The sequence below is a fragment of the Campylobacter sp. MIT 97-5078 genome (assembly GCF_006864455.1).
GTDB lineage: Bacteria > Campylobacterota > Campylobacteria > Campylobacterales > Campylobacteraceae > Campylobacter_D.
This window is the reverse complement of the sequence record NZ_QHLK01000001.1, coordinates 61,922-87,204: the sequence shown is the minus strand read 5'-3', so window position 1 is coordinate 87,204 and position 25,283 is coordinate 61,922. Positions and strand designations below refer to the sequence as shown.

The 25,283-nt window shown below is 34.2% G+C and carries 27 protein-coding genes; 13 read left to right on the top strand and 14 right to left on the bottom strand.

Going from position 1 to position 25,283, the window contains the following annotated elements; genetic code table 11:
* Positions 1 to 49: 49 nt before the first annotated feature.
* The 7 genes from DMB91_RS00450 to DMB91_RS00420 are packed head-to-tail and all read left to right on the top strand — an operon-like array spanning position 50 to position 6,272.
* A complete protein-coding gene (locus DMB91_RS00450; protein WP_034904228.1) occupies positions 50 to 388 on the top strand; it encodes a c-type cytochrome in 339 nt (112 codons plus the stop codon).
* Positions 385 to 1,659, top strand: coding sequence for a glutamate-1-semialdehyde 2,1-aminomutase (gene hemL, locus DMB91_RS00445; RefSeq protein ID WP_034903946.1), 1,275 nt, complete (start codon positions 385 to 387; stop codon positions 1,657 to 1,659). The genes DMB91_RS00450 and hemL overlap by 4 nt, the downstream gene beginning before the upstream one ends.
* A complete protein-coding gene (locus DMB91_RS00440) occupies positions 1,656 to 1,958 on the top strand; it encodes an AtpZ/AtpI family protein (protein ID WP_034903948.1) in 303 nt (100 codons plus the stop codon). The genes hemL and DMB91_RS00440 overlap by 4 nt, the downstream gene beginning before the upstream one ends.
* Positions 1,955 to 2,482, top strand: a complete 528-nt coding sequence (locus DMB91_RS00435) for a hypothetical protein (RefSeq protein ID WP_052043175.1) — start codon at positions 1,955 to 1,957, stop codon at positions 2,480 to 2,482. Before DMB91_RS00440 ends, DMB91_RS00435 begins: the two co-directional genes overlap by 4 nt.
* A complete protein-coding gene (locus DMB91_RS00430; protein WP_052043176.1) occupies positions 2,479 to 3,633 on the top strand; it encodes an MFS transporter in 1,155 nt (384 codons plus the stop codon). The genes DMB91_RS00435 and DMB91_RS00430 overlap by 4 nt, the downstream gene beginning before the upstream one ends.
* Complete coding sequence (locus DMB91_RS00425; RefSeq protein ID WP_034903950.1) at positions 3,626 to 6,004, top strand: flagellar hook-length control protein FliK; 2,379 nt, start codon at positions 3,626 to 3,628, stop codon at positions 6,002 to 6,004. Before DMB91_RS00430 ends, DMB91_RS00425 begins: the two co-directional genes overlap by 8 nt.
* 1 nt (position 6,005) lies before the next feature.
* Positions 6,006 to 6,272, top strand: coding sequence for a FlhB-like flagellar biosynthesis protein (locus tag DMB91_RS00420; RefSeq protein WP_034903953.1), 267 nt, complete (start codon positions 6,006 to 6,008; stop codon positions 6,270 to 6,272).
* A gap of 409 nt (positions 6,273 to 6,681) precedes the next feature.
* Here the strand turns inward: DMB91_RS00420 and DMB91_RS00415 are convergent, their stop codons facing one another.
* From DMB91_RS00415 to DMB91_RS00360, 12 genes are all read right to left on the bottom strand, one after another.
* A complete protein-coding gene (locus DMB91_RS00415; RefSeq protein ID WP_034903956.1) occupies positions 6,682 to 8,493 on the bottom strand; it encodes a menaquinone biosynthesis decarboxylase in 1,812 nt (603 codons plus the stop codon).
* Positions 8,494 to 8,505: 12 nt separating this feature from the next.
* The gene (gene hemC, locus DMB91_RS00410) at positions 8,506 to 9,432 is read right to left on the bottom strand and encodes a hydroxymethylbilane synthase (protein WP_034903958.1); all 927 of its coding nucleotides are present in this window, start codon (positions 9,430 to 9,432) and stop codon (positions 8,506 to 8,508) included.
* 2 nt (positions 9,433 to 9,434) lie between these two features.
* Positions 9,435 to 9,842: an integral membrane protein gene (locus tag DMB91_RS00405; RefSeq protein ID WP_034903963.1), complete on the bottom strand. Its 408-nt coding sequence runs from the start codon at positions 9,840 to 9,842 to the stop codon at positions 9,435 to 9,437.
* Positions 9,839 to 11,554: a proline--tRNA ligase gene (locus DMB91_RS00400; RefSeq protein ID WP_143116757.1), complete on the bottom strand. Its 1,716-nt coding sequence runs from the start codon at positions 11,552 to 11,554 to the stop codon at positions 9,839 to 9,841. The genes DMB91_RS00405 and DMB91_RS00400 overlap by 4 nt, the downstream gene beginning before the upstream one ends.
* Positions 11,551 to 12,846 (bottom strand): glutamyl-tRNA reductase, encoded by a 1,296-nt coding sequence (gene hemA, locus DMB91_RS00395; RefSeq protein WP_034903969.1) that lies wholly within the window; start codon positions 12,844 to 12,846, stop codon positions 11,551 to 11,553. Before hemA ends, DMB91_RS00400 begins: the two co-directional genes overlap by 4 nt.
* A complete protein-coding gene (locus tag DMB91_RS00390; RefSeq protein ID WP_034903971.1) occupies positions 12,846 to 13,733 on the bottom strand; it encodes a polyprenyl synthetase family protein in 888 nt (295 codons plus the stop codon). Before DMB91_RS00390 ends, hemA begins: the two co-directional genes overlap by 1 nt.
* A gap of 16 nt (positions 13,734 to 13,749) precedes the next feature.
* Entirely contained in the window at positions 13,750 to 14,337 is a 588-nt protein-coding gene (locus DMB91_RS00385) for an exporting protein (RefSeq protein WP_409513453.1), read from the bottom strand.
* Positions 14,338 to 14,601 (bottom strand): DUF2018 family protein, encoded by a 264-nt coding sequence (locus tag DMB91_RS00380; protein WP_034903973.1) that lies wholly within the window; start codon positions 14,599 to 14,601, stop codon positions 14,338 to 14,340.
* 180 nt (positions 14,602 to 14,781) lie between these two features.
* Positions 14,782 to 15,495: a 3-deoxy-manno-octulosonate cytidylyltransferase gene (gene kdsB, locus DMB91_RS00375; RefSeq protein WP_034903976.1), complete on the bottom strand. Its 714-nt coding sequence runs from the start codon at positions 15,493 to 15,495 to the stop codon at positions 14,782 to 14,784.
* Positions 15,492 to 16,895 carry a threonine synthase gene (gene thrC / locus DMB91_RS00370; RefSeq protein WP_034903977.1) on the bottom strand — a complete coding sequence of 468 codons (1,404 nt, stop codon included), beginning with the start codon at positions 16,893 to 16,895 and terminating at the stop codon, positions 15,492 to 15,494. Before thrC ends, kdsB begins: the two co-directional genes overlap by 4 nt.
* Before the next feature lie 2 nt (positions 16,896 to 16,897).
* Positions 16,898 to 17,851, bottom strand: a complete 954-nt coding sequence (locus DMB91_RS00365) for a tetraacyldisaccharide 4'-kinase (protein ID WP_034903979.1) — start codon at positions 17,849 to 17,851, stop codon at positions 16,898 to 16,900.
* Complete coding sequence (locus tag DMB91_RS00360; protein WP_034903981.1) at positions 17,848 to 18,594, bottom strand: NAD+ synthase; 747 nt, start codon at positions 18,592 to 18,594, stop codon at positions 17,848 to 17,850. Before DMB91_RS00360 ends, DMB91_RS00365 begins: the two co-directional genes overlap by 4 nt.
* A gap of 59 nt (positions 18,595 to 18,653) precedes the next feature.
* On the opposite strand from DMB91_RS00360, the gene DMB91_RS00355 reads away from it, so the two are divergent.
* Positions 18,654 to 19,250, top strand: coding sequence for an MBL fold metallo-hydrolase (locus tag DMB91_RS00355; RefSeq protein WP_034903982.1), 597 nt, complete (start codon positions 18,654 to 18,656; stop codon positions 19,248 to 19,250).
* Entirely contained in the window at positions 19,250 to 19,594 is a 345-nt protein-coding gene (locus DMB91_RS00350; protein WP_034903985.1) for a hypothetical protein, read from the top strand. Before DMB91_RS00355 ends, DMB91_RS00350 begins: the two co-directional genes overlap by 1 nt.
* A gap of 242 nt (positions 19,595 to 19,836) precedes the next feature.
* Here DMB91_RS00350 and ftsY read toward each other — a convergent pair whose 3' ends face one another.
* Positions 19,837 to 20,703, bottom strand: a complete 867-nt coding sequence (gene ftsY, locus DMB91_RS00345) for a signal recognition particle-docking protein FtsY (RefSeq protein WP_034904241.1) — start codon at positions 20,701 to 20,703, stop codon at positions 19,837 to 19,839.
* Positions 20,703 to 21,242, bottom strand: a complete 540-nt coding sequence (locus DMB91_RS00340; protein ID WP_034903989.1) for a TlpA family protein disulfide reductase — start codon at positions 21,240 to 21,242, stop codon at positions 20,703 to 20,705. Before DMB91_RS00340 ends, ftsY begins: the two co-directional genes overlap by 1 nt.
* Before the next feature lie 81 nt (positions 21,243 to 21,323).
* Here DMB91_RS00340 and DMB91_RS00335 point away from each other — a divergent pair, with 81 nt between their 5' ends.
* From DMB91_RS00335 to DMB91_RS00320, 4 genes are read left to right on the top strand one after another with little or no spacing between them, the layout of a single operon-like run.
* Positions 21,324 to 21,959, top strand: a complete 636-nt coding sequence (locus DMB91_RS00335; protein ID WP_034903993.1) for a 5-formyltetrahydrofolate cyclo-ligase — start codon at positions 21,324 to 21,326, stop codon at positions 21,957 to 21,959.
* On the top strand, positions 21,868 to 23,400 hold the full coding sequence (gene rny / locus DMB91_RS00330) for a ribonuclease Y (RefSeq protein ID WP_034903995.1): 1,533 nt from the start codon (positions 21,868 to 21,870) through the stop codon (positions 23,398 to 23,400). Before DMB91_RS00335 ends, rny begins: the two co-directional genes overlap by 92 nt.
* An 11-nt stretch (positions 23,401 to 23,411) precedes the next feature.
* The gene (locus tag DMB91_RS00325; RefSeq protein ID WP_034903997.1) at positions 23,412 to 23,975 is read left to right on the top strand and encodes a DedA family protein; all 564 of its coding nucleotides are present in this window, start codon (positions 23,412 to 23,414) and stop codon (positions 23,973 to 23,975) included.
* Positions 23,972 to 25,228 carry a ComEC/Rec2 family competence protein gene (locus tag DMB91_RS00320; RefSeq protein ID WP_034904000.1) on the top strand — a complete coding sequence of 419 codons (1,257 nt, stop codon included), beginning with the start codon at positions 23,972 to 23,974 and terminating at the stop codon, positions 25,226 to 25,228. The genes DMB91_RS00325 and DMB91_RS00320 overlap by 4 nt, the downstream gene beginning before the upstream one ends.
* The last annotated feature ends 55 nt before the right edge of the window (positions 25,229 to 25,283 follow it).

Genomic DNA, 25,283 nt, shown 5'->3' with positions numbered 1-25,283 from the left:
ACTTTTTTTTCATTAAAGATAGACAATAAAGGTAAAAAAATTGAAACTTATGATTTTATGCGTATTTGGGCTGAGTTTTGCTTTAGCTGAAGATTTTATCACTTTAAAAGAATATGCAAAAATGCTCTATGAAAATCCTCGTGGCATATCATGTAAAGAATGCCATGGAGCTGATGGGGCTTCGCAGGTCTTGGGTTATTACACCAAAAAAGGTGAGAAAGAGCCTTTCACTGTGCCAAGCATACAAAATTTAAGCTTTGAAGCATTTAAAGAGGCTTTGATTGAAGATAAAGATACAAAAAGCATAATGCCTACTTATTCGCTTACACCAAGTGAAATTGTTACGCTTTATAATTATATACAAGAACTCAACAAGGAGAAAAAATGACAAACAAAAAAGCCTTTAAACAAGCTTGCAAGTTCATCGTTGGTGGGGTTAATTCACCTGTTCGTGCTTTTAGTTCGGTGGGTTCAAATCCTTTGTTTATCGATAAAGGTAAAGGAGCTTTTATCAGCGATATAGAAGGTAAAAGCTATATAGACTTCGTGCAAAGTTGGGGACCTTTGCTCTTTGGGCATTGTGATAAAGATATCACAAAAGCCTGTGAAAAAGCCTTGAAAAAAGGCACGAGCTTTGGAGCACCAACCCTTTTAGAAACACAGCTTGCCAAACTTGTCCTAGAAAATTTCAAGCACCTTGATAAAATCCGCTTTGTAAGCAGTGGCACAGAAGCGACAATGAGTGCCATTCGCCTTGCAAGAGGCTTCACACAACGCGATAAAATCCTCAAATTTGAAGGTTGCTATCACGGACATAGTGATTCTTTGCTCGTAAGTGCTGGTTCTGGACTAGCCACTTTTAATACACCAAGTTCTTTAGGAGTTTTAAAAGATTTAGCTAAACACACTTTAGTGGCAAGTTATAATGATATAAAAAGTGTTGAGGCTCTTTTTGATACACACAAAGATATAGCTTGTGTTATCATCGAACCAATCGCTGGAAATATGGGACTTGTGCCAGCAAAGGCTAAATTTTTAGAAAATCTTGCTGAACTTTGCAAAAAACACGGCACACTTTTAATCTTTGATGAAGTGATGAGCGGATTTAGAGCAAGCTTAAAAGGCTCTTTTGGTATAAATGGCATAAAGGCTGATCTTGTAACTTTTGGCAAGGTTATAGGTGGAGGCTTACCTGCGGCTGCTTTTGCTGGCAGGGCTGAGATTATGGATTTGTTAAGTCCTTTGGGCGGAGTATATCAAGCAGGAACGCTAAGTGGCAATCCTTTAGCTATGGCAGCTGGCATAGCAAGTCTAAAAAAAGCGATGAAAGATAAAATGCTTTATACTAAACTTGGAGAACTTGGTGCAAGGCTGATGAAAGGCTTTAAAGAAGGTGCAAACTTAAAAAACATAGCCTTACAAACAACTTGCATTGGTTCTATGTTTGGTTTTTTCTTTAATGAAAACGAGGTTTTAAACTATCAAGATGCCTTAAAAAGCAATCTTAAACTTTTTGCTAAATTTCATCAAGCTATGCTTAAAAAGGGTGTTTATCTGGCTTGCTCTCAATTTGAAATAGGCTTTATTTGCGACAAAATGGATAAAAAGCTTATCGATGAAGTAAGTGAAAAAGCCTATGAAAGCTTTAAAAGTCTATGAGTAAAAGAACAAAATTCATCAAAAAAGGCGTAGAAGCAGCTGATGGCTTAAGTCTTGGAATTTCTATGGTTGTGGCTGTGCTTATAGGGGTTGGCTTGGGGTATTTGCTCAAAAAATATACAGGCATAAGCTGGCTTTTTTGGTTAGGCGTGTTTATAGGCGTAGCAGCAGCAATTTTAAATGTATATAAAGCCTATAAAGCCCAAGTAGCAAGCTATGAGGAGTTTAAAGATGGGGTGCGTTATGCCCCTAAAGACCTAGAAGAAGATGATTTTGATGAAGGTAAAACTGATCGATGAATGAGCTTTCAAACCTTGCAAAAAAAACTTTTATAGAGCAAAAAAATAACCTTTTTATAAGCCTTTTGTGTTTTCATTTGCTTGTGCTTTTTATAAGCTTTGCTTTTAGGGGCTTAAGTTTAGCTCTTTTTTTAAACTTTGAATTAAGCTTTTTTGGAGCCTTTTTTATCTTTTTAAGCTCGTATTTAAACTATAAAAAACTTATTTTAAGAGAGCTTGGAAGTTTAAGCATTATCACAAAGCCCTTGTGTATTTGGTATAAAAAACCTCAAAAAAAACTTGTATTTGTCAAATTTTTAGACACAAATGCCGATTTAAAACCAAAGTTTAAAAATTTTTTGTGGTTTTTTAGTGGCTTAAAAATCTTTGTATATATAGTGTTTGTGCTTATTTTTTTATTTTTACAAAAAAATGGATATTTGAGTATTTTTGGCTTGTTTGCCGGTATCTTTGCTTTGCTTCTAGGCATTTTGTATTTTGGGATTATGATTAGAAAAGTTGGAGTTACAATTAGAAAAAAATGAGTGTATATAAAAGGACGATAAAAAGCCTTGGGGCTTTGTTTATCTCGATGATCTTTGTTTTTGCAGGCTATGCACTCATCGTTTCTTCAGTGGGTGTGATACTTAAAGAGGCTGGGGTTTCCTTTTTTGGTATAGGGCTTGTAAATTCTTGCTTTTTCCTAGGTGCACTTTTAAGCACCATGAGCGCTCATAAAATCATCACAAAGATAGGACATATAAGGGCTTTTGGAGTGTTTGGCTCGTGTTTTGCCATTTGTATTATCTTACATTCTATAAGTGATGCGATTTGGTTTTGGACGATTTTAAGACTGGTGCTTGGGTATTGTTATTATGCTTTTTTAATGCTCATTGAATCATGGCTTAATGACAAAGCAAAAAATGCCAACCGCTCAAGAGCTTTAAGCCTTTATGAGGTTACTTTTTATCTTGCACTTGGTAGTGGGACATTACTTCTTGCTTTAAACTTAAACAAATATGAAATTTTCATCATTTCAGCTTGTCTTATCATGTTTTCATCTTTGCCTTTAAATCTTATCCGTATCAAAGAGCCTATTTTACAAAAGCAAAGTCAAATTTCACTCCCTAAGGTTTTTGATCTTGTGCCTTTGGCTTTTGTAACAAGTTTTATCGCTGGTATGCTCTTAAACGGCTTTTTTTCAATGTCTTCTTTGTATATACTTTTACAAGGCTTTGAGGCAGCTCAGGTTTCGATTTTTATGTTTGCGATGATGCTTGGAAGCTTTAGCGCACAGCTTGGAGTTGGCTTTATCTCTGATAAGATAGGGCGAAAATTTGCTATTATCCTGTGTGCAAGCATTGCTTTAAGTGCTATAAGCTTGCTTTTTTGCTTTAAGCTTGGCTTTGTTGTTCAATGCTTGCTTTCTTTTTTGCTCGGTGTTGGTATAGGACCGCTTTATGCCCTAGCTTTAGCACGTGCTAATGATATGCTTGAGGATAAAAGCAAGCTAGTTGAGCTTAACCGTTCAGTGCTTTTTTGCTACTCACTTGGCTCTTTGCTCTGCCCTACTCTTTTAGGTGCTTTAATGCAGTATTTTTCATATCAGGGCTTTACGCTTTTTTATTTGTGTGCCTTAGGCTTTTTAATCCTTTTTGCGATCAATAAGCCAAATATAAGGAAAAACCATGATTAATTCCTCCATCATCTCAAGTCAAGTCGCTCAAACAAATATTAATTCAAATTTAAACAAAACAGATTCAAAAGCTGAAAACAAAAATGATAAAAGTAATTCAAAAGAAGTCCTAACAGAAGCTTTAAAGAAAAATTTAGGGCTTTCAAGCACCACAGCTTTACCCATAAAAGAGCTTAACACAAACAGCGATGAGCTCAATTTAAAGCTTAAAGAACTCGTCAATAAGCTCTTAAACCAACTTGGCACTAAAGACAGCTCAAAGCTCATCGAACAAGGAGAAAAGCTAAATTTTGCTCCAAATTTTAGTAACGAGCTTAAATTTCTTGCTAATGAGATGAAAAAAAATGAAATTTTTAAGGATTTGTTTGCAAAACTAGAGCAAATTTTAAAGCCAGCAAGCCAAATGAAGGCTGATAATCTTGCTCCTTTGTTTAAAAATTCAGGCGTATTTTTTGAAGCAAAATTAAAAAACGCACTTAACAAAGAACAACTTCCAAGCAGCTTTCACAGTCTTTTAAATACTATAAAATCGCTTTCAAGCCCAAAAATAGCTACTCAAATCATAGCCCTAGCTGACAAAGAACTTGACGCAAAAAGCTCTTTAAACGAGCTTAAAAACATCATACAAAATCAAAAAAATGAAAATGCAAGTCTTCTTAAAGGAAGTGCTTTTAAAACCCTACTTTCACTTAGCTCAAAACTTGAAAACTTCAAATTTTATATCAGTAAAAATCCAAATTTAGCCCAAGAAAAACTTAGCCAAATCGCAAATAACATACTCTCAAAGCTTGAAAAGCTTGAGCCACAATTTAAACAAGAGCTTTCAAAACCTCAAAATTTAGCCTTAAAAGATACAAATTTTTTGAAAGATTTAAATCAAAGCTTTATGAAACTCAAAGAAACACTTAAAGATATCATTCAAGCTAAGCCTTTTACGCCTCAAAACACCCAAAATATTCAGGATAAAAGCCCAAATTTTAACGCTTTTGTTGAGGTTAAAACAAATGCCAACGAAGAACAAACACACTCTAAAACCCCTTCATCAAATACAGAATTTAAAGATGAAAAGGTTCAAACTTTGCAAAAAAATGAAGCAAATAAGGATTTAAAAACACACAAAAACACACAAGAGCTTCTTCAAGATGAGGATCAAGAGCTATTAAAAACAGATCAAAATAATGAAAAAACTCAAATTAAAGACACGAATTTAAAAACAAATGAAATACAAAGCAAAAACACAAATGAAAAGGCAAATTTAAACGAACAAAACAAAGAAAACCTCACTCAAGATGAAACATCCTTAGATGAAAATATTCAAGAAACTATTATCAAAAAAGAGAAAGAAAACATTAAAGAAAGCCCAAAAGAAGCCTCTAAAGAAAGTATTAAAAATGAAACGAACAAGGATTTAAACAAAGAATTAGCTAAGGACTTGGGCAAGGAAATGAGCAAAAATACCAAAGAAATGCCAAAAGAAAACACAGCCCAAACTCTAAAAGAAAATCCTAAAAACCCACAAAATATCCAAATAAACACAAATTTAAATACACAAAACACCAAAATTTCGCAAGAAAAAATTATACAAACTCAACCAAATGAAGCCAATAAAGCCATACAAAATTTAGAAGCTAAGGTAAAAAACCTCGTCTTTTCAAATGAAAAAACCCAAATGCTTGAACTTGAACAACTTAGTAAAGATATAAATACGCTAAATAGAAAGCTCAATGAAAGCCTTAAACAACTTGATTTAGGTGCTAGTGAAGCGAAAAGCAATTTAAGCGAACTTAAAAATCTAACGCACAAAATGCAAAATGCAAGCAAAGATTTAGCTCAAATTACTACAAAAAATGAACACGAAGTCATAAATGAATTAAAAAGTGATATAAAATCTACGCTTTTGCAGGTTTCAAATTTAGCTAAAAGCACGGATAATGAGGCTATTGCTAATCAAGCCAACCGCCTTTTAGCTCAAATTGAAATGAACCAGCTTATGTCCTTAGCAAATGAAAGTATAAACACTTATCTGCCTTTTTTTTGGGAGGATTTAAACGACTCAAAACTTGTGTTTAAAAGGGGTAAAAAAGATAAATTTTTTGCCCAAATCAAGCTTGAGTTTGCTAAACTGGGCGAACTTGACATACTCATAGCCTTAAATAATGAAAAATACATTGATATTAATATCATGGCAGAAGATAAGGAATTTAGAAAACGAATTTATGAAAACGCTCATGAGCTTAAAAGAGCGATTAATAAAGCTGGACTTTTAAGCTCAAATTTTTTTGTGGGCGATATAGTGCGAAGTAAATTTGATCAAACAAATGCTGGTGTGAGGGATTATGATCTACAAATGGGTATAGATAAAAAGGCGTAAAATGGCAAAAAGTTCTATTAAAAAAGCTGTCGCACTAGGGTATAATCAAGAAAGCAATCAAGCCCCAAAAGTCCTTGCTACAGGCAAGGGTGAAAGTGCAGCAAAGATGATAAGTCTAGCCAAAGAACACGGCGTGCCGATCAAAGAAGATGAGGACTTAGTCGAGATACTTTCTAAACTTGACTTAGGCGATGAAATTCCGCCAAATATGTATAAAGCTGTAGCTGAAGTCTTTGCTTTTATCTATCAAATGGCGAATAGAAAGTAAAAATACATAAAAACTGAACTCAAACTACAATTTTTTTCGCATTTTATAGGCTTTTTATCGTAGGCAAAGTAAAGAAGATGAAAATTTACTTTTCTATTTTTTTGGAATTTTAGTGTAAATTTGAGCTATCTTACAAACAAGCTTTGATAAATTTATCTTGATTTAATGTTTTAAAATCCACTTAGCAAGATTTAAAAATCTGCCCTGTTTTATCTTAAGCCAAGCCATAAAAGATTTTAGATGTTAATAAAAAGCTTTTGCCTTTGTTTATCTAACTTTTATGAAATCATTTTCAAATTTTAAAATATAAATTTTATCAATTTATATTTTTGTGGTAGATGAAAAATTTAGCTATAAATGCAAAGCAAGCTCTAATTACTTGCTTTTGTTTCTTTGATTAGCCTAATCTTCATTCAAAAAGCTCAAATTGATCAAAAAGAGCTTTGTCTTGCTTAATGATATTTCTTAAAATCAAGCCCTCGACTACACTTTTATCACAATCTGTTTGCTCAGGCCAAGTCCTTGTATAACCCTCAAGATCGCCTTTTGCACTTGCATCAACGCCTACGCATTCATCTTTGATAAAAACATCTCTTTGAGCATCTATGTTATTTACCACACGCCAAAGGAGCATATATGGGTTTTCTAGGTGATTATTTGTATCCAAAAAAATGAGAATTTTAAAATGCTTTTTAAATTTTAAAAGTTTTTCAAAAAATTCTTTATGTGCTGTTTTTTTATCCACCAAAATGCAAGTTATAGGACTTTTACTTTGTATAAAAAACTGCTTTAAAGCGCTGATATTTTCATCAACTTGCTTAAAAAGTTTAAGTAAAGCTTCATCGTCAAGTCTTTCAAGCTCATCTTTACCAAGCTCATCATTTGTAGCATCAAGCCCAAGCTTTCCGCCAAAACAAGCATTTGGTGAAGCATGATCGAGTTGATCACACACCCCACTACTAATGAGTAAATTTTCAGCCTTAAAGCGGTTCAAGATATGCAAAATCAAAGCCTCATAATCCTCAAGTCTAGGTGCTTTTTCATCAACAAAAACAGCATGCTTAACAAAGCTCATCTGCCCTACTCCCCAAAAAGCGTGCATGATTTGCTGGGCATGTGCTGGGTAGTTTGGTTTGATCTTTGCTAAGATAAGATTGTGAAATACCCCATTTTCAGGCATTTTATAATCAATCAAATCAGGTGTAGTAGTTTGTAAAAGTGGCAAAAACACCCTTTCTGTGCCAAGCCCCATCACCCTATCTTCAAGCGGAGGCTTACCCACAACTGTGGCTTGATACACAGCATTTTTCTTAGCAAAAATCTTTTCCACCTTAATCACCGGAAAAAGTTCGGCTGGGGTATAAAAACCGGTATGATCGCCAAAAGGACCTTCAAGCTTAAATTCATTTGTATCCACAAAACCTTCGATGACTATGTCGCTATCTTTTGGCACAAAAAGTTCATTACTTTCACATTTTACAAGTTGAGCCGGATGTTTTTTGATAAAGCCATAAAGCAAAAGTTCAAAAATCCCCTTTGGCAAAGGAGCTTGAGCACACCAAATATAAAGCGGATCACCACCTATAGCTATACTTACAGGCATTTTTTTACCAGCCTTTTTGTATTCGTTAAAAAAATGCGTGCTGTCTTTGTGAATTTGAGTATGAAATAAAAGCTCATTTTGAGCACTTACTTGCAGGCGATACATACCAAGATTATTTTGCGTGCCATCAAGGCTTTGGGTATAAACTTGCCCCATAGTAATAAACTTACCAGCGTCTTTGCTCCAAGTTTTTAAGATAGGCAGTTCATCAAGATTTTTTAGGGTTTTAAATTTAAAGTCTGCTTGTAAGCCTTTAGCACGTTTTGGCGGGATATTTTTAAGACTAAGAAGGGTTTTAAAAAAATCAAGCTTTGCACCAAAATTTGTAGGGATATGGAGCTTTAAAAGGCTTGCTATTTCGCTTGCTACTTCTTCACAATCCTTGCCAAAGATTAGATAAAGGGCTTTTTTATTACAAAAGGTATTCATTAGCACGCTAAATTCATAGTTTTTATTTTCTTTTCTATTGATAGCATTTGTAAAAAGCAAAGCCTTGCCTTCCTCGCCTTTTTTGGCTTCTATATAGGCAATATGAGCCATTTCAAGTTCTGTATCAATTGGATCTGATATGACTTTAAGTAAGTTATTTTCTTCTAAAATTTTAATGAATTTTTGCATTATTTTTTCCTCTTATATCATCTTTTCAGCCTCTTTTAAAAGCTCTTTTGCACCTTGTTTGATGAATTGTTGAGCTAAGTTAGTTCCAGCTGTGTTATACTCAGCTTTTTTAATCACAAGTTTTTCTTGAATCATTTTACTTGCATCAGGCAAACCTAAAACCGCTCTAAGCTCTATTTCATCACCATTTATCTTTGCATTTATACCAATTGGCACTTGACAACCGCCTTCAAGCTCTTTTATAAAATCTCTTTCTATCTTGCTTTCAATGCTTGCATTTTCATCATTTAAACATTTTAAAAGCTCTAAAATTTCCTTTTTATCAACGCTTTCTATGCCAAGTATGCCTTGAGAAGCCGCTGGTATCATCTCATCAAGACTAAAAGTATAAATAAAATTCACAAGCTTATCTAAATTTAAGCGTTCAATACCAGCTTGAGCCAAAACTATAGCATCAAACTCGCCCTTTTTAAGCTTTTCTATGCGAGAATTAACATTTCCCCTTAAAGAGATGATATTTAAATCAGCACGTAAAGCAAGCAGCTGCATTTTACGTCTTAAGCTTGTCGTGCCTATCTTAGCACCCTTTGGTAAGGCTTGAAAATCTTTGAATTTATCGCTAAGCAAAGCATCATTTGGACTATGTCTTTTACAAAGTGCAGCTAAAACAAGCCCATGAGGTAAAAAACTTGGCACATCTTTAAGACTATGCACCGCAAGCTGGGCTTCTCCTCTTAGCATACTTTCTTCAAGCTCTTTAGTAAAAAGCCCCTTTCCGCCTATCTTAGCTAAGGGACTATCAAGCAAAACATCGCCTTTTGTCTTAAAGCCTTGAAGTAAAAGTTCTAAATTCGCATGCTCTTTTAAAAGACTTGTTCTGACAAATTCACTCTGCCACAAAGCAAGTTGGCTTTTTCGTGTTGCGATTATTAGTCTCATCTTTACTCCTTAATGATCTCTACATCAATGATTTCTTCATCATATACTTTGCTTTTACTCGATTTTTCTTCCCTGCTAAAGCTTGCAAAAGCCTGTTTTTCTCTTTTTTTACCTTTAAAAATAAGGGCAAAAATTAAGATAAAAAAGGCTATACATGAGCTTAAAACACCGGGAACTATAAATAAAAAAGCAGCGATAATATAAGCAAATTGGGCTAGCATTTCCTTAGGATGCAAAAGCTGAAATTCAAGCATATTTTTCCAAAACACGGCAAGTAAGATCACACCTACAATCACACTTGCAAGTAAAAAAATCAAAAAATTTCCAAAGCCAAAGGTAAAAACAAAAAGCACGCTTACTAAAAATTCAAGCAAAGCAAAAGGAAAGATAGAAAAGCGGAAGTAATTCATGATAAAACTTTTTTTAATTTTTCTTCAAGTTCGTTCAAATCAGCACTCAAGCGAGTTTTTTCAAGCTTTTCTCGCTTCACAAGCTCAACAAAGCCTTCTTCTAAGCCCTTACCTACAATTAAAGCATAAGAAAAGCCCATAAGTTCAAAATCATTAATCTTTACTCCATAACGTTCATTTCTATCATCAAAAAGCACTGATAAGCCTTGCTGGATGAGCTTATTATAAAGTTCTTCTCCAAATTTAAAGGCTTTTTCATCTTTGATATTTGAGATGATGATATGCAAAGCAAAAGGTGTGAGTGTTTTGTTCCATACTATGCCTTTTTCATCATGACTTGCCTCTACAGCTACAGCCACCAAACGACTTACGCCTATACCATAACACCCCATATAAAAAGGTTGAGCTTTGCCATTTTCATCTAAAAAATTCGCATTCATCGCACTTGAATACTTCGTGCGAAGCTTAAAGATGTGCCCCACTTCTATACCCTTACTCATCTTAAGCACACCGCCACAACACGCACATATATCATCTTCTTTTACCTCGCATAAGTCTTTGAAACGATCTTTGTTAAGATTGCTGACATTTATGCCTACAAGATGATAGTCTTTTTCATTTGCTCCCATGATCATATTGCTTTCTTCATAAAGCTCATTATCCACATAAAAATTGACATCTTTTAAGCCCACAAAGCCGATAAATCCGGGTGTTAAGCCAGATTCTATAAGCTCGCTTTCTTCAGCATCTACTATATCAAGAGCATTGCACGCATTTTTAGCTTTTGTCGTTTGCAAATCATCATCGCCCCTTAGAAAAAACACAACTAATTTACTTTCATTTTCATAAATAGCCCTTTTTACCACAGCCTTGATGGTATAAAATTCAGCAATTTTAAAAAATTCAGCCACAGCCTTGATAGTTTTTGTATTTGGAGTATGAAATTTACTTGCATAATTTGCTTCAGGACGCTCTTCTTTGCTCGTTCTTTTAGCTCTTTTTGCAACCTCAATATTTGCCGCATAAGAGCAGTTTTGACAAATAATGATATCATCTTCGCCACTTTTTGCAAGCACCATAAATTCCTTACTTCCGCTTCCTCCAATTGCTCCGCTATCAGCTTCAACAGCTCTAAAATCAAGTCCTAAGCGAGTAAAAATCCTTGAGTAAGTCTCAAACATATTATCAAATTCAGCCTCTAAACACTCCTCATTTGCATGAAAACTATACGCATCTTTCATCACAAATTCACGACATCTTAAAAGCCCAAATCTAGGACGTGCCTCATCTCTAAATTTAAGCCCTATTTGATATAAATTTAAAGGCAGTTGTTTATAACTTGTAATTTTGTTTTTAACTACACTTAACATCGCTTCTTCATGCGTTGCACCCAATACAAATTCATTTTCTTTTCTATCTTTAAAGCGCAAAAGCCCTTTTCCATATGTTTCATACCTTCCGCTTTCTTGCCATAAAGATGCTGGAGTTACAAAGCTTAGGCTAGTTTGTAAGGCTCCTGCTTTATCCATTTCTTCTTTAATGATAGCTTCTATCTTATCATAAACTTTTTTTCCAAGCGGCAAGAAATTATAAAGCCCACTGCCAATTTGCTCGATAAAACCAGCCCTAAGTAAGAAAATATGACTTGCTAAAATCGCATCTTTTGGACTTTCCTTAGTGCTTGGTGCATAAAATTTACTCATTTTCATCAGTTATCCTTTAAATTTAATTCACATTTGTATTCATTTAAGCCAGATTTTTCATCTTCTAAGGCAAAAACATAACGCAAAGCATTGATGATAGTATCGCTTTGAATTTGCCCTTCAAGCTCTTTAAGCCTTAATGTTGGCGTATGCAAAAAGGCTTTAAATGCTTGATGAATGAGCTTTCTTGCCTCTTCTTCATCTGAACCCTTCAAGTAACCCTTTTTTAAAGCCTTGCTTAAAATTTCTTGTGAACAGCGTTTTGCTTCAAGCCTTAAATCTCTAATTATAGGCGTTAAGGTTAGTTTGTTTAAATATCTAAAAAAGCTTTCTGTCATAGTGCCAATGATCTTATATGCTATTTTAGCTTGTTCCTCTCTTAAGGCAAGATTTGTTTTTACCACTTCTTTTAAGTCATCTACGGCAAAAACTTGCACATTTTTACCTTGCTTTAAGTCAATATCCCTTGGCACAGCTATATCAAAAAAATAACGCGTAAAACTCACTTCTTTAAGCATAGTATCAGTAATGATACAATGAGGCGAATTTGTAGCCGAGAAAAAAAGTTCGTGTGTGTTAAGATAGTGTTCAAGTTTATCAAGGCTATCAATTTTTACACCTCTACCAAGCTTTAAGGCAAGTTCTTTGGATTTTTCTAAACTTCTATTGAGTAAAATAATATGAGCCCTTGCAGCAAGCAAATACTTACATGCTAGCTCACTCATCTCTCCAGCACCAATAACTATAACTTTTCTATCTTCTAAAGAAAGCAGTTCTTTAGCCTTAGCCACAGCTACAGAAGAAACTGAAACAGGATTTTTGGAAATTTGCGTTTGAGCTCTAATTACAGCTGCACATTTAAAGGCATAATGCACCGCCCTTGAAAGATGAATATCACAAAATTTATGCTCCAAAGCAAAGATAAAGGCTTCTTTGAGTTGTCTAGCGATCTGTGTTTCGCCAACAACTAGACTATCAAGTGAGCTAGCGACTGAAAAAAGATGGTGAATAGCTCCTGTATCTTCAAAAAGATCAGCTCTATTATAAAGCTCATTTGTATCAAGTTTGTAAAATTCAGCCAAAACGCTAGCTAGCAAATAACCAGCCTTGTTCTTATCCTTTACAAAAGCAAAAATTTCAACCCTATTGCAAGTGCTTAAAAGCAGAGATTCTTGTATATTTTGATGCTTAATAAGTTGGGAAAGAAATTGTTTTTTTGTTTCTTCATCTGAAAAAGAAAATTTCTCACGCAGAATAAGCTCTGTATTTTTATGCGTCCAGCTTATACAAAAATAAGTCATCAAAACTCCCTATTTATCATTGTTTTGGCGATATCTTCTAAAGCCTCATTATGATAACTTTCTATAGCCTTTAAAGCTCTTTGTGTATAATTTTTTGCTAAAATAAAGCTTTGATCTAAATAAGGAGCAATGATATCTTTAAGCCAAGTTGCTTCATCTTGACAGAGTTCTTTTTTAAATAAGCTTTCAAGTTTTATTTTTTCATCTTTTTGCAAATTCTTGTGTGCAAAGATATATGCCAGTGTGCATTTTCCTTCTTTAAAATCGTTCATCGCCGGTTTTCCAAGTGTTTGAGCGTCATTTTTAATATCAAGTATATCATCTACGATCTGAAAGGCTATGCCAAGATTTTTACCATACAAAGCAAATTTTTCCTCATCAAAACCAGCTAGTATTGCCCCACACCTCGCACTTGCTTCAATCAATGCTGCGGTTTTATGATCGATCATCTCAAGATAAGCCTTTTCATCATCATTAAAACTCTTGCTTAATTCTATATCCATAAGCTCGCCTTTTGAAAGCTTTAAAACAGCATTTGAGATGATTTGTGCAAAACTTGTATCAAGCTTTGAAAGCTCAAAAAAAGCCTTAGAATACAAAATATCGCCCAGCATGATCGTATTTTTAGCCCCAAATTCAGCATTAATACTTTTTGCTCCTCGTCTTAATTCTGCTTCATCAATAACATCATCATGAAGCAAGCTTGCAAGGTGAATAAGCTCGATTAAAGCACAAATTTTAAAGGCTTCTTGGCTTGGCTTAGCTATATTTAAAAGGAGCTTTGAGCGAAGTTTTTTACCTGGTTTCAGCTTTGAACACATTAAAAGTATAGGTTTATACTCCAAATCCTTTATAAAACTTGCTATAAACTCATCGATTTCTTGCACTTTCTTATCCTTTGTTTTAATTTTCTTGATTTAATGGTGCTTGAGGGTTAGTCTGCCCTACTTCGTTTGGTTCTAAAACTTGAGGTATTTGCTCTGTTTGAGGAGCTGGTTGAAGGCTTGTGTTTTTCTCCTCATTAAAATAAATCCCCGGAACTATCTTTGTTGCATCGCTTGTTTTACTTGGATCAAGTTTGCTTGGATCTAAAAAATCCACTGCTAGCCTTGCTTGCTTATCCTCGATATACACCTTAAACTTAGCCTCTCCTCTTGAAAAATCACTAAATTCTAAGATAAGTCTGGCTCTATCTATGTGAGGATTCGTATAATCAGGGATCAAAGTTTGAGTCGCCCAGTTAAGATTTCTACGCAAAGCTAAAACAAACTGCCTTGAAAATTTGCGGTATCTTGTATGCACGATGATTTTATTTGTATCAAAAAGAGTCCAATAAAAGTCAAAATTTTGTTTATCATCATACGCAAGTTCAGTAATGCTTACAGAAGCTCGTTCGTCTTTTTTAAGGCTAAACTCGTAACTATGCTCAAACGCAGGAGTAGCTGCAAAACTTACATAAATAAGCAAAGAACAAAGAGTGATTACCCTCATCTATCCTTCTTGTCCTAAAATTTTAGCTCCAAGCTCTATATAATGATCATTTAAACGTTCTTGAATCAAAAGTTCATTTTCCATTTTATAAAGCTCAAGTTCATCTTCACTCACGCCCTTTTGCTCTAAAAGCTCAAGCATGGCGATATGTTCGCTTATAAAAGCTCTTAAACACTTCTCAACAGCCCCCAAAGGTGCATGTCTTAAGGTTTCAAAAAATTTCTCCTCAGGGCTTTTAGAAAACATCTCATCAAATATATCCACAACTACCGCCTTTTATGCTTCTTTCTTAAACTAAAACTTACATTATAGGATTTATTAAATTAAAAGAGAATAAAAAGACTCAAAGCAAGACTTTTTACCCTTTCTCAACTCTTCTTTTTTAAAAGTGCTCTATTTTAAAGCCATTTTTTAAAAATAAAATTCCAATTAAGACTTAAATCCTCATACAAAATACTTCAACGCTCTTTCATAGTCTTGCTGGGTATCTATGCCTATACTTTTTGTGCTTATTTCAAGCATTTTGATTTTTTTGCCATTTTCTAGGGCTCTAAGTTGCTCAAGCTTTTCAGCTTGCTCTAAATTTGAGCTTTTTAAGATGCAAAACTCATTTAATGCCCTTACACTATAAGCATAAATGCCTAAATGTGCTTTAAAAGCTTCATTATAATTTGCTCTTTCAAAAGGAATTTTTGAGCGAGAAAAATAAAGGGCGAAATTATCTTTATCAAGCACGACTTTGACAAGATTATTATCTTCTGCTTCTTTGCTTGTGCAGGTTTTAAAGCAACTTGTCATAAAGGCTGTTTTATCAAGGTTTTCTTGGCTAAAATCTTTAAATTTGTGTAAGTTTTCTGGCTCTATAAAAGGCTCATCAGCTTGGACATTGATGATTATTTCATCATCTTTTAAGCCCAAAAGCTTGCATGCTTCATTAAGCCTATCTGTGCCACTTTCATGCTCTTTGCTTGTAAGCACAGCCTTAAAACCATACTTTTTAGCCTCGTCAAACACCTTTTCATCATCAACGGCTATACATACTTCATCAACACCCTTTACTCTTAAAGCTGTTGCGATAAACATAGGCACGCCCTTAATCTCGCATAAAATTTTTTCAGGCATTCTGCTTGATTTTAGCCTTGCTGGTATGATGATCATTTTTTTACCCACCTTAAAATTTCATCTTTTAAAGCACTTGCTTCATAACTTTGAATGGCTTGTTTTTCAAGATCAAAAAGATCCAAAAGCTCGGTTTTTATCCCCTCGCCGTAAGTTTCAGCGATTTGAAGCATTGCTTCTTTTTCATCATTGCAAGGCTTGTCAAATAAAGCTTCATACATACTTGGCACAAATTTACTCCACTCAGCTGTTGAGGTAATGAGTGTAATTTTATGCGGATTTAAAAGCTTAAAACAAGTTGCAGTGTGCGGATCGATGATGGCGCTTTTTGAAAAGTCTTTGATAAAATGCTTACATTCTAAATCCGTGCAAAAATCAGCCTCAAAATCTTGTTTTAAACTCTCAAGCTCATTTTTTGTAAGTTCAAAATGAAGCTCTTCTTTTAAAGCATTCATCAACTCTAGCGTTCGCAAATCCCCAAATTGATCAAAAAGCAAACGTTCTATATTTGAGGATATGAGTATATCCATAGCTGGAGAAAGCGTTTTTACTAGCTTTTTACCTCTTAAATCATATTTACCTGTGTTAAAAAATTCGCTTAAGATATTGTTTGCGTTTGAAGCGATCTTTATACGCTTGATCTTTGCACCCATTTTTTTAGCATAATACGCCCCCAAAGCATCGCCAAAATTACCGCTTGGTATGATGATTTCAAGTTCTTTATCTATCTTTATGCAAGCATAATAATGATAAATGATTTGAAACAAAATACGGGCAAAATTTACTGAATTTGCTGCTGAAAGCTCTATATTTTCAATCTTTAAGGCTTGCTTAAACTTAGCATCATTAAGCAACGCTTTAAGCGTGTTTTGAGCCATATCAAAGTCGCCATTGATCGCAAAAACTTTCAGATTATCCTTATCTAAAGCTCTCATTTGTAAGGCTTGAAGCCCACTTGTGCCAACCTTTGGGTATATACATACGACTTTAACTTGGCTATTTTCAAAGCTTTTTAAGGTCGCAGGTCCAGTATCTCCGCTTGTCGCACAACACACAAGGAAATTTTTACCCTCGCTAAAACGCTTTAAAAGCACTCCAAAAGGCTGTAAAGCCATATCTTTAAATGCCCTTGTTGGTCCATGATAAAGCTCATTGATGAAAAGCTTTTGGCTGATTTGATTTAAATATACAGGACAGGTTTCATCATCAAAATTTTTATAGCTTTTTAAAGCCTCCTTAAAGTCCTCATCAAAGCCAAATTCAAAGCTTTGAATGAGCTTTAAAGCAAAATCATTGTAACTTAAATCTTTATACGCATAGCCATTAAACTCAGGTAAGCTTAAAGGTGCATACAAGCCGCCTAAATGAGCAGCTGGATTAAGCAAAGCTTCTTTAAAAGAAACACTTTGACTTTTATCTCTTGTTCCTACTAAAAGCATTTTTATCCTTTTATATCAAAGTTTTTAAAGCTCTTTATATAATTTATCAAAGCTTCTTTTAAACTTGGCATTAACTCAAGCTCAAGCTTGATAAGTTCATACTTAAAACCCATATCCTTAACCTTGACAAAGTCTTTAAAAGTCAGCATTAGTGTATCACAATTATGCTTTTTTAGCAAATTTTCAAGTTCGCTTTTTTTATAATCATGATGATCTTTAAAAAAATAACACGCCCTTGCCTTGATAAAATGTTCATACAATCTAAAAGGCTTGGCTATAGAAGCGATTAAAATCGCTTTTTGATTTTCTTTCACATAAGAATACCGCACAAAGTCCCTATCCTCAATGGCTATAAAATCAGCCTTTTTAGCATAGTTTGGCGGTAAGCGATACGCTCCACTTGGTAAGCTAAATTTAAAATAAGGTTTTATTCTGCTTTCGAGCAAAAGATCAAATTTTTTGATATAAAATTTAGAAAAAGCATCATCAAGCAAAATGATATTTGCTCCTAATTCAAGAGCTTTTTGTATGCCTTTTACCCTATCTTCGCTCACGATCACACCATAAATTGCCTTTTCAAAGGCATATTCCATAGCTTCATCGCCACTTTGCTCTACGCTACAAAGTATTTTTTCACTAAGTTTAACACATATTAAACCCTTGCTTTTTCGTTTATAACCTCTTAAAACGATAAAAATTTTAGCTTCCTTTAAGCCTTGTTGAGGTAAAAATTCTTGCAAAAACACAGCTATAGCCTTGCACATAGGTGTTTTTCCATTTCCGCCTAAGCTTAAATTTCCAACGCTAATGATTGGCACTTCAAAAGCTACTTTTTTCTTGAATTTGGTGTTTAAAATAGCAAAAAAAGCATAGATAAAACTTAAAGGCAAAAGCAGATAAACAAGCACTTTTTGGAAGAAATTTGGCTTATAAAAATACGAATCAAAAAAGTTCATTCATCAAGACTTATAAAACGGGGAAGTTCAAGTTTAAAAGCATTTTGCCTTTTTCTTTTTTCAATCATTTCAAGCAATTTTGGATCAAGTCTTGTTAGGATGCTTTTATCATTTGCTTCAAGTGCTTTTAAAGCTTCATCAATCTGTTCGTAGCTAAAACCAAGCTCGCCCTCATCACTTTGTCCCTCATACAAATCAGCACTTGGAGCCTTTTTGATAAAAACCTCATCTAAGCCTAGAAATTTTGCAAATTTAAAAATCTCACTCTTATACAATCTTGCTATAGGATTAAAAGCACAAGCCAAATCCCCATAAATCGTGCCATATCCCAACATCAGCTCGCTTTTATTGCTTGTACCAACGACCAAAGCATTTTTAAAGGCTGAATAATCATAAAGCAAACTCATACGAATTCTTGCACTTAGATTACCTATGCGGATTTTATTTGGATTTTCAATGTTTTGCAAGAAGACTTTGAGTATGTTTTCAATGTTTATGATCTTATGTTCGAGCTTTAAGTCTTCGCAAAGTTTTAAAGCATCTTTAAGATTTGCTTTATTAGAAAACTGACTTGGCATTAAAAGCACAAATACCTTTTCGCCTAAAGCTTTTTTACAAAGTGTAGCCACAAGAGCTGAGTCTATGCCTCCGCTAAGTCCTAAAACTACGCCTTTTAAGCAGGTATTTTCAAGCTCATCTTGTATAAATTTGCAAAGCTTTTTTTCCAAAAAAGCAAAATCCATTTTCTATCCTTCAACTTAAAAATGTATAATTATAACTAAAAATTAACAAGGATTAATAAATGCAAATTTTAAAAAAAGCATGCGGGGCTTACGGCACGAATTGCTACATACTCAAAAGCGAACAAGGAGACTTTGTCATTGATCCTGGAGATGGAGCATTTGACTTTGTAAAACAGAACACAACCCAGGTTAAAGCAATCTTAAACACACACGGACATTTTGATCATGTTTGGGATAATGAAGCGGTAAAAAGGCATTTTAAAGCTCCTATTTATATACATCAATTTGATGAGTTTATGCTAAATGATCCTTTTGGTATGGGACACGAGCAATCAAAAGCAGATGTTTTAATCACTGATGAAAATGAATTTGAGATCGCTGGAGTGAAATTTAAATTCCTTTTTTTTCCCGGACATACGCCGGGGTGTTGTATGATAGAGCTTGTTGGCGAAAATTTGGCTTTTAGTGGAGATTTTTTGTTTCAAGGAAGTATTGGAAGATATGATTTTCCTTATTCTGATGCAAATTTGATGAAGCAAAGCTTGGAGCGAGTGGCGAGCTTTAAAGATGAGCTAAGGCTTTTGCCCGGACATGGAAAAGAAACTACACTCAAAACCGAGCAAGCTCATCTTGACTTTTGGCTAAGGAACTTTTGATGGTATTTCAAACACTTTTTGATTCTTTATTTAAGTTTTTGCTGTATTATCTTAGCTTTTTAGCTCTTGTTTCGCTTATAGGAATGAAATTTGCAAAAAAACATGAGCAGTTAGAGCAAAACCCAAGCCAAAAATCAAGCCTTAAAAAGCTTTATAAAAATTGCCCATGTCGAAAAGCTGTGCAAAATGGTGTGATGAGCAGCGTGTGTATTTATAGTGCAGCAGTTGGTTTTATGCTTTCTTTAAGCAATATCGCTTTGATTTCAAACTATGCTTTGCGAAATTTCATCGTTTTGGTTTTAAGTTTGTTTTGTTTTTATCTAGGTTGGATATTGAAAAAATGAGTGTTGCTTTTTTGTATAAGATTTAGATAAAGTCTTGTTTTTAAGAAAAAATTTATTTTAGTTTGATTATGCTTTAAAGTATATTTCATTAGTTTCAAGAACAAGCTCAAAAGAAAGAACTTGAGTTAAAAAAAAGAAGAAATTTAAGAGGAAAAAAGCGAAAATCTGCTTGATATAAAAGCTTAAATACTTTGGGCTTTGCTTGAAAAGACAGGGTAAAAAAAAGTTAAGCAAAGCCCTCTTTACTCAAAAATACCTTCAAGCAAAGCTTGCAAATACTCATCGACGCTAAATTCAAGCAAGTCCTCTACACCCTCACCCACTCCTATATAAAGTATAGGAAGCTCAAGCTCTTTTGCTATACTAAACAAAGCCCCGCCCTTAGCCGTGCCATCAAGCTTGGTGATAATCACGCCATCAAGCTTAACAAGCTCATTAAAAGCTCTAGCTTGCAAAATGCCAGCGTTACCTTGAGTGCCATCAAGTACGAGGATTTTTTGATGAGGAGCGTTTGGCATAGCCTTAGCACAGATTCGCACGATTTTTTCAAGCTCGCTAGCAAGATTTTTTTGATTTTGCAAGCGTCCTGCTGTATCTAGGATCACCCTATCATACTTTTTAGCTAAAGCCTTACTGATCGCATCATAAGCTACGGCTGAGGGATCGTGACCTTGTGCGGAAGCAACTATATCAAGTTCGAGTTTTTTAGCCCAGAGCTTAAGCTGCTCAATAGCTCCAGCTCTAAAGGTATCACAAGCTCCTAAAATTACGTTTTGATTGTTTTGTTTATAAAAATTTGCAAGTTTAGCAATACTTGTGGTTTTTCCAGCTCCATTTACGCCTAAGACAAGCTGAATAAAGGGCTTTTCCTCGCTAGCTTTTGGCGTATCATAGATAAAATATGCTTTCATCACGCGTAACAAATCTTCTTTTTTTACCTCATCGCTTGGCGGAAGATAATATAAAATTTCTTCTATGATCTCATAACTCACATCAGCCTCTAAAAGCATTTCTTCGAGTAAATCTTTTGAAATTTTTTCCTTACCTTTTTTAAGTTCGCTAAAATTAGCAAAAGTTTTTTGCAAACCCTTTTTTAAAAAATCAAGCATCACATAATCGCTTTTTGAATGTCAATATCAAGCATTTCTTGAGGGATAATACCCAAATACTGCCTCACAAGCTCACCAGAACTTGAATAAAGTATCATCGTAGGTATAGCATTTACCCCGCCCACACTTTGAGCAAAAGTGAAATTTGGCTCGCCCAAAGCCACTTTAAAGCTTATTTGTTTTTCATTTATAAAGCTTGTTACTTCATTTGAGTTTTTATCTTCAAGTAAAACACCGATAATGTTAAAATTATCTTTATATTTTTCTTGAAGCTTATTAAGATGAGGAATTTCAGCTAAACACGGAGCACACCAAGTTGTAAAAAACACAAATAAAGTTGCTTTATCATTGCTCATAAACTCAAGTTTTCCTTCGTTTGACTTAATAAATAAATTCTCGCCATTATTGAGTTTAAGATCAAAGCTTTGCTTATTACTCTGTCCCCAAGAAAGAAGTGAGCTTGTATTTTGTTCATCTTTATCTTCGCTTGAGCACGAAATGAAAAAAAAAGCTAAAAATAAAATCATCAAAAATTTCATTTAATTTCCTTTTTAAATTCGTTAAAATCTTTCAAAAAATGCTAAAATTATATATGAAATTTATAAATAGACACATCATAAATGAAAGAAGAATTTAGAAAAAACCAAAAAAACAAATTAATCCAGCTTCAAAAACACCTTTTTAAACATGATTTTGTCGTGTTTAAAGAATGCTTTAAGCTCGTAAAAAGCACACAAGCAAAAAATGTTTTAATTTATCTGCCACTTACTTATGAACTTGATTTATATAAATTTAGGCATAAATTAAGTAAAAATTGTCAGCTTTTTGTTCCATTTATGCAAGATGAAAGTTTAAAAGTGGTAAAATTGAGACTACCTTTTTGTAAAAAGAGGTTTGGGGTTAAAGAGCCAAAGAATTCTTTGATGAGCGTTAGAATTGATTTAGCTATAGTGCCAGTACTTGGCGTAGATAAAAGCTTTAAAAGAATAGGACATGGTAAAGGTTTTTATGATAGGTTTTTTGCAAGCTTAAAATATAAACCTTTAATCGCTTTTGTGCAAGCTACGCAAGGTTTTAGCCAAATAAAACTAAGTCAAGAACACGATATACAAGGTGATTTCTATCTTAACCCTTTTAAAAAATTTTATAAGAAAGAGTTGAAAAATGCTGATAACTTTAACTGCATTTATCGCCGTTATCATAGGCGTAGGGATTGGGTATATGGTTGCCAAAAAAATAAACGATGCAAAGCATGATATTTTTGTTGAGCAAGCAAAAGCAAAAGCAAAAGCCATAGAATACGAAGCCGAGCTTGTGCTAAAAGATGCTAAAAATTCAGTTTTAAATGCTGAATTTGAAGCCAAAAAGAAATTTGAGGATAAAAGCCACAAAATACAAAAAGAATATTCTCAAAAATTTGATGATTTACACAAAAAAGAGCAAAACCTCAAAGAAAGCTCACAAGAGTTAGAAAAAAAACAAAAAAAGGCTAGAGAGCTTTTTGAAGAAAGCATTAATCTTAAAAGTAATTATGAAGAAAAACTTAAAGAAGTTTTAAAAACTTTAGAACGATCAGCTGGACTTACCCAAGAAGAAGCTAAAAAAATCGTTTTAAAAAAAGTTGAAGAAAACTCAAGGCAAGAAATCGCTTCTATAGTGCGTAAATACGAAGAAGAAGCTAAAAATGAGGGTAAAAGAAAGGCAAATTATATCATCGCACAAGCTACTTCTCGCTTTGCTGGCGAATTTGCGGCTGAAAGACTTATCAATGTAGTCAATATCAAAAACGATGAGCTTAAAGGACGCATTATAGGCAAAGAAGGACGCAATGTTAAAACACTAGAAATGGTGCTAGGTGTGGATATCATCATCGATGATACGCCCGGAGCTATCATAGTAAGTTGCTTTAATCTCTACCGCAGAGCCATAGCGACAAAAGTTATAGAACTTTTAGTTGAAGATGGACGCATTCAACCTGCCCGCATAGAAGAAATTTATGAAAAAGTCTGCAAAGACTTTGAAAGCTCAATCCTTGAAGAAGGCGAAAATATCATCATGGATTTAGGACTAAGCAAAATACATCCTGAGATAGTTAAACTCATCGGCAAGCTTAAATACAGAGCAAGTTACGGACAAAATGCCCTTGCTCACTCTTTAGAAGTGGCTCACTTAGCTGGCATCATCGCTGCTGAATGCGGAGGTGATGAAAGCTTGGCTCGTCGCGCTGGGCTTTTGCATGACATAGGCAAGGCTTTAACTCATGATTTTGAAGGCTCACATGTGGATTTAGGAGGCGAGCTTTGCAAGCGGTATAAAGAGCCTGAAGCTGTGATAAATGCCATTTATGCTCATCATGGACACGAAGAAGCTACAAGTGTAGAAAGTGCAGCTGTTTGCACTGCTGATGTGCTTTCAGCAGGGCGTCCGGGAGCTAGAAGAGAAGTTCTTGAAGCCTTTTTAAAGCGAGTGACTGAACTTGAAAATATAGCCAAAAACAAAGAAGGGATCAAAAACGCCTATGCTATCAATGCTGGACGTGAGATCAGAGTCATTGCTAATGCAAAACTTATCAATGATGATGAAGCCGTGCTTTTAGCTAAAGAAATTGCTAGTGAAATTCAAGATAAAGTGCAATTTCCGGGCGAAATAAAAGTTAATGTTATACGCGAGCTTAGAGCTGTAGATTATGCAAGATAAGAGGCTTTTTTATGAGTGAAACTATCACGAGCTTAGTTGAGTATGGTTATATTATATTGTTTGTGTATTCATTAGGCGGTGGAATGGTAGCTATCTTAGCTGCTGGAGTGCTTAGTGCTGGGGGGCATTTTAACCTCAGCCTTTGCATAGTCTTAGCCTTTGTGGCAAATACGCTTGGCTCGACACTTTTATTTATCTTAGGCAAATACTATAAAAAGGATTTAATGCCGTATTTTAAAAAACACCGTCGTAAGCTTGCTTTAGCTCAGATGAAGATCAAACAATACGGCGTTTTTTTACTTTTGCTTCAAAAATTCATTTATGGGCTAAAAACCTTTATCCCTATGGCAGCTGGATTTGCGAAATTTAACTTTTTAAAATTTCTCATCATTAACACACTTGCAAGCTTGCTTTGGGCTGTGGTTTTAGGATATGCTGGCTTCGCTTTTGGAGCTATTATCACGCCTTTTATGGATACTTTAGGCACTTATTCTTATCTTATACCTTTGTTTTTACTTGTTTTAATCGCTTTGATTTGGTTTTATCTTTATTCTTTTTCTAAAAAAACACAATGAAAAAATGGGTGAAAAAATACCAAGAATTCCTTTTTCTCGGATTTTTTTGCCTTTGTGTTTTTAGCCTCAACCTTTTTTATGAATACAGACAATTTTTAACTTTTAAAGAAAGTAAGCATATCTATCTTCGTGATCTTAGTGTGCTTTTAAGCTATATAAAAACAAATGAAAAAGGCAGAGCTTATAGGGTTTTAAAGCTTGTTAACAAGGACTTTAACTTTTATACCACCACAGCTAAAGATAAAGAAATTTCAAACTATGAAAAGTTGAATTTAAGAGCTATTACAACCAAAGTAAGCTTTAAAGACTATCTTTCAAAAAGTTTTTATATGCCAAGCTACGATCTTAATATCACTTCAAAAGAGCCTGCTTTTAAGCATAAAATCATTCCTTATTTTCTTAATCAACACCAAGATGAAAAGATGAGGGAATTTTATGGAGCTTTATTTTTTGCCCTTAGTATCTCAAAAGAACTTCGAAACGATGTTAATCACTATGGCATAGCTCATCTTATCGCCATTAGCGGCTATCATATCGCTTTGATTTTTTCTTTACTATTTTTTCTTTTTACTCCACTTTATAGCTTTTTTCAAAAGCGGTATTTTCCTTATAGAAATTTACGGCTTGATTTAAGTGTGATGATTTTTATATTTTTACTTTTTTATGCTTATCTCATCGGCTTTGTGCCAAGCTTCGCGCGTTCTTTAGTGATGGCTTTGTTTGGCTTTTATCTTTTAGCTAAACATAATAAAATCATTCATTTTGGGAATTTATTTTTTAGTGTGTTAATCTGTCTTGCTTTATTTCCTCAGCTTATTTTTAGTGTAGGCTTTTTATTTTCGGTTTTAGGAGTATTTTTCATCTTTTTATATTTACACCATTTTGCAAGCTATTTTAATGCTTTAAGTAACCTTATTTTGCTAAATTTATGGACTTTTTTAGCGATGATCATCCCAGTGTTATATTTTTTCCCACTCATTTCTTTCCAGCAGTTTTTAGCCATACCTTTAAGTGCGGCTTTTGTTGTGTTTTATCCTTGCACTTTGTTTTTGCACCTCATCGGTTTTGGGGGATTATTAGATAGCTATTTACTCGACTTTTTCAACTTTAAATTTCACGCCTTAAATTTTGCAAACATAAACTTAAACTTGCTCTTAGCTTATATGCTACTAGCTCTTATCAGCACTCGTTTTAAATGGCTCGCTCTTTTTTGCATTGTTTTGAATTTAGTGCCGTTTTGTGTTTTGCTTTAAGATGACATTGAAAAGCACTCAAAATATGGTGATTTTAATACCTTTCTACCTTATT

Coding starts and splice junctions, on each gene's coding strand:
- DMB91_RS00355 (WP_034903982.1), top strand. CDS start 18,654: ATGCAAATTTTAAAAAAAGCATGCGGGGCTTACGGCACGAATTGCTAC.
- DMB91_RS00405 (WP_034903963.1), bottom strand. CDS start 9,842: ATGAATTACTTCCGCTTTTCTATCTTTCCTTTTGCTTTGCTTGAATTT.
- DMB91_RS00435 (WP_052043175.1), top strand. CDS start 1,955: ATGAATGAGCTTTCAAACCTTGCAAAAAAAACTTTTATAGAGCAAAAA.
- DMB91_RS00425 (WP_034903950.1), top strand. CDS start 3,626: ATGATTAATTCCTCCATCATCTCAAGTCAAGTCGCTCAAACAAATATT.
- thrC (WP_034903977.1), bottom strand. CDS start 16,895: ATGCTTTTAGTAGGAACAAGAGATAAAAGTCAAAGTGTTTCTTTTAAA.
- kdsB (WP_034903976.1), bottom strand. CDS start 15,495: ATGATCATCATACCAGCAAGGCTAAAATCAAGCAGAATGCCTGAAAAA.
- DMB91_RS00385 (WP_409513453.1), bottom strand. CDS start 14,337: ATGAGGGTAATCACTCTTTGTTCTTTGCTTATTTATGTAAGTTTTGCA.
- DMB91_RS00415 (WP_034903956.1), bottom strand. CDS start 8,493: ATGCAAAAATTCATTAAAATTTTAGAAGAAAATAACTTACTTAAAGTC.
- DMB91_RS00420 (WP_034903953.1), top strand. CDS start 6,006: ATGGCAAAAAGTTCTATTAAAAAAGCTGTCGCACTAGGGTATAATCAA.
- DMB91_RS00340 (WP_034903989.1), bottom strand. CDS start 21,242: ATGAAATTTTTGATGATTTTATTTTTAGCTTTTTTTTTCATTTCGTGC.
- hemC (WP_034903958.1), bottom strand. CDS start 9,432: ATGAGACTAATAATCGCAACACGAAAAAGCCAACTTGCTTTGTGGCAG.
- DMB91_RS00335 (WP_034903993.1), top strand. CDS start 21,324: ATGAAAGAAGAATTTAGAAAAAACCAAAAAAACAAATTAATCCAGCTT.
- DMB91_RS00350 (WP_034903985.1), top strand. CDS start 19,250: ATGGTATTTCAAACACTTTTTGATTCTTTATTTAAGTTTTTGCTGTAT.
- hemA (WP_034903969.1), bottom strand. CDS start 12,846: ATGACTTATTTTTGTATAAGCTGGACGCATAAAAATACAGAGCTTATT.
- DMB91_RS00320 (WP_034904000.1), top strand. CDS start 23,972: ATGAAAAAATGGGTGAAAAAATACCAAGAATTCCTTTTTCTCGGATTT.
- DMB91_RS00430 (WP_052043176.1), top strand. CDS start 2,479: ATGAGTGTATATAAAAGGACGATAAAAAGCCTTGGGGCTTTGTTTATC.
- DMB91_RS00450 (WP_034904228.1), top strand. CDS start 50: ATGATTTTATGCGTATTTGGGCTGAGTTTTGCTTTAGCTGAAGATTTT.
- ftsY (WP_034904241.1), bottom strand. CDS start 20,703: ATGCTTGATTTTTTAAAAAAGGGTTTGCAAAAAACTTTTGCTAATTTT.
- DMB91_RS00325 (WP_034903997.1), top strand. CDS start 23,412: ATGAGTGAAACTATCACGAGCTTAGTTGAGTATGGTTATATTATATTG.
- DMB91_RS00365 (WP_034903979.1), bottom strand. CDS start 17,851: ATGAACTTTTTTGATTCGTATTTTTATAAGCCAAATTTCTTCCAAAAA.
- rny (WP_034903995.1), top strand. CDS start 21,868: ATGCTGATAACTTTAACTGCATTTATCGCCGTTATCATAGGCGTAGGG.
- DMB91_RS00360 (WP_034903981.1), bottom strand. CDS start 18,594: ATGGATTTTGCTTTTTTGGAAAAAAAGCTTTGCAAATTTATACAAGAT.
- hemL (WP_034903946.1), top strand. CDS start 385: ATGACAAACAAAAAAGCCTTTAAACAAGCTTGCAAGTTCATCGTTGGT.
- DMB91_RS00440 (WP_034903948.1), top strand. CDS start 1,656: ATGAGTAAAAGAACAAAATTCATCAAAAAAGGCGTAGAAGCAGCTGAT.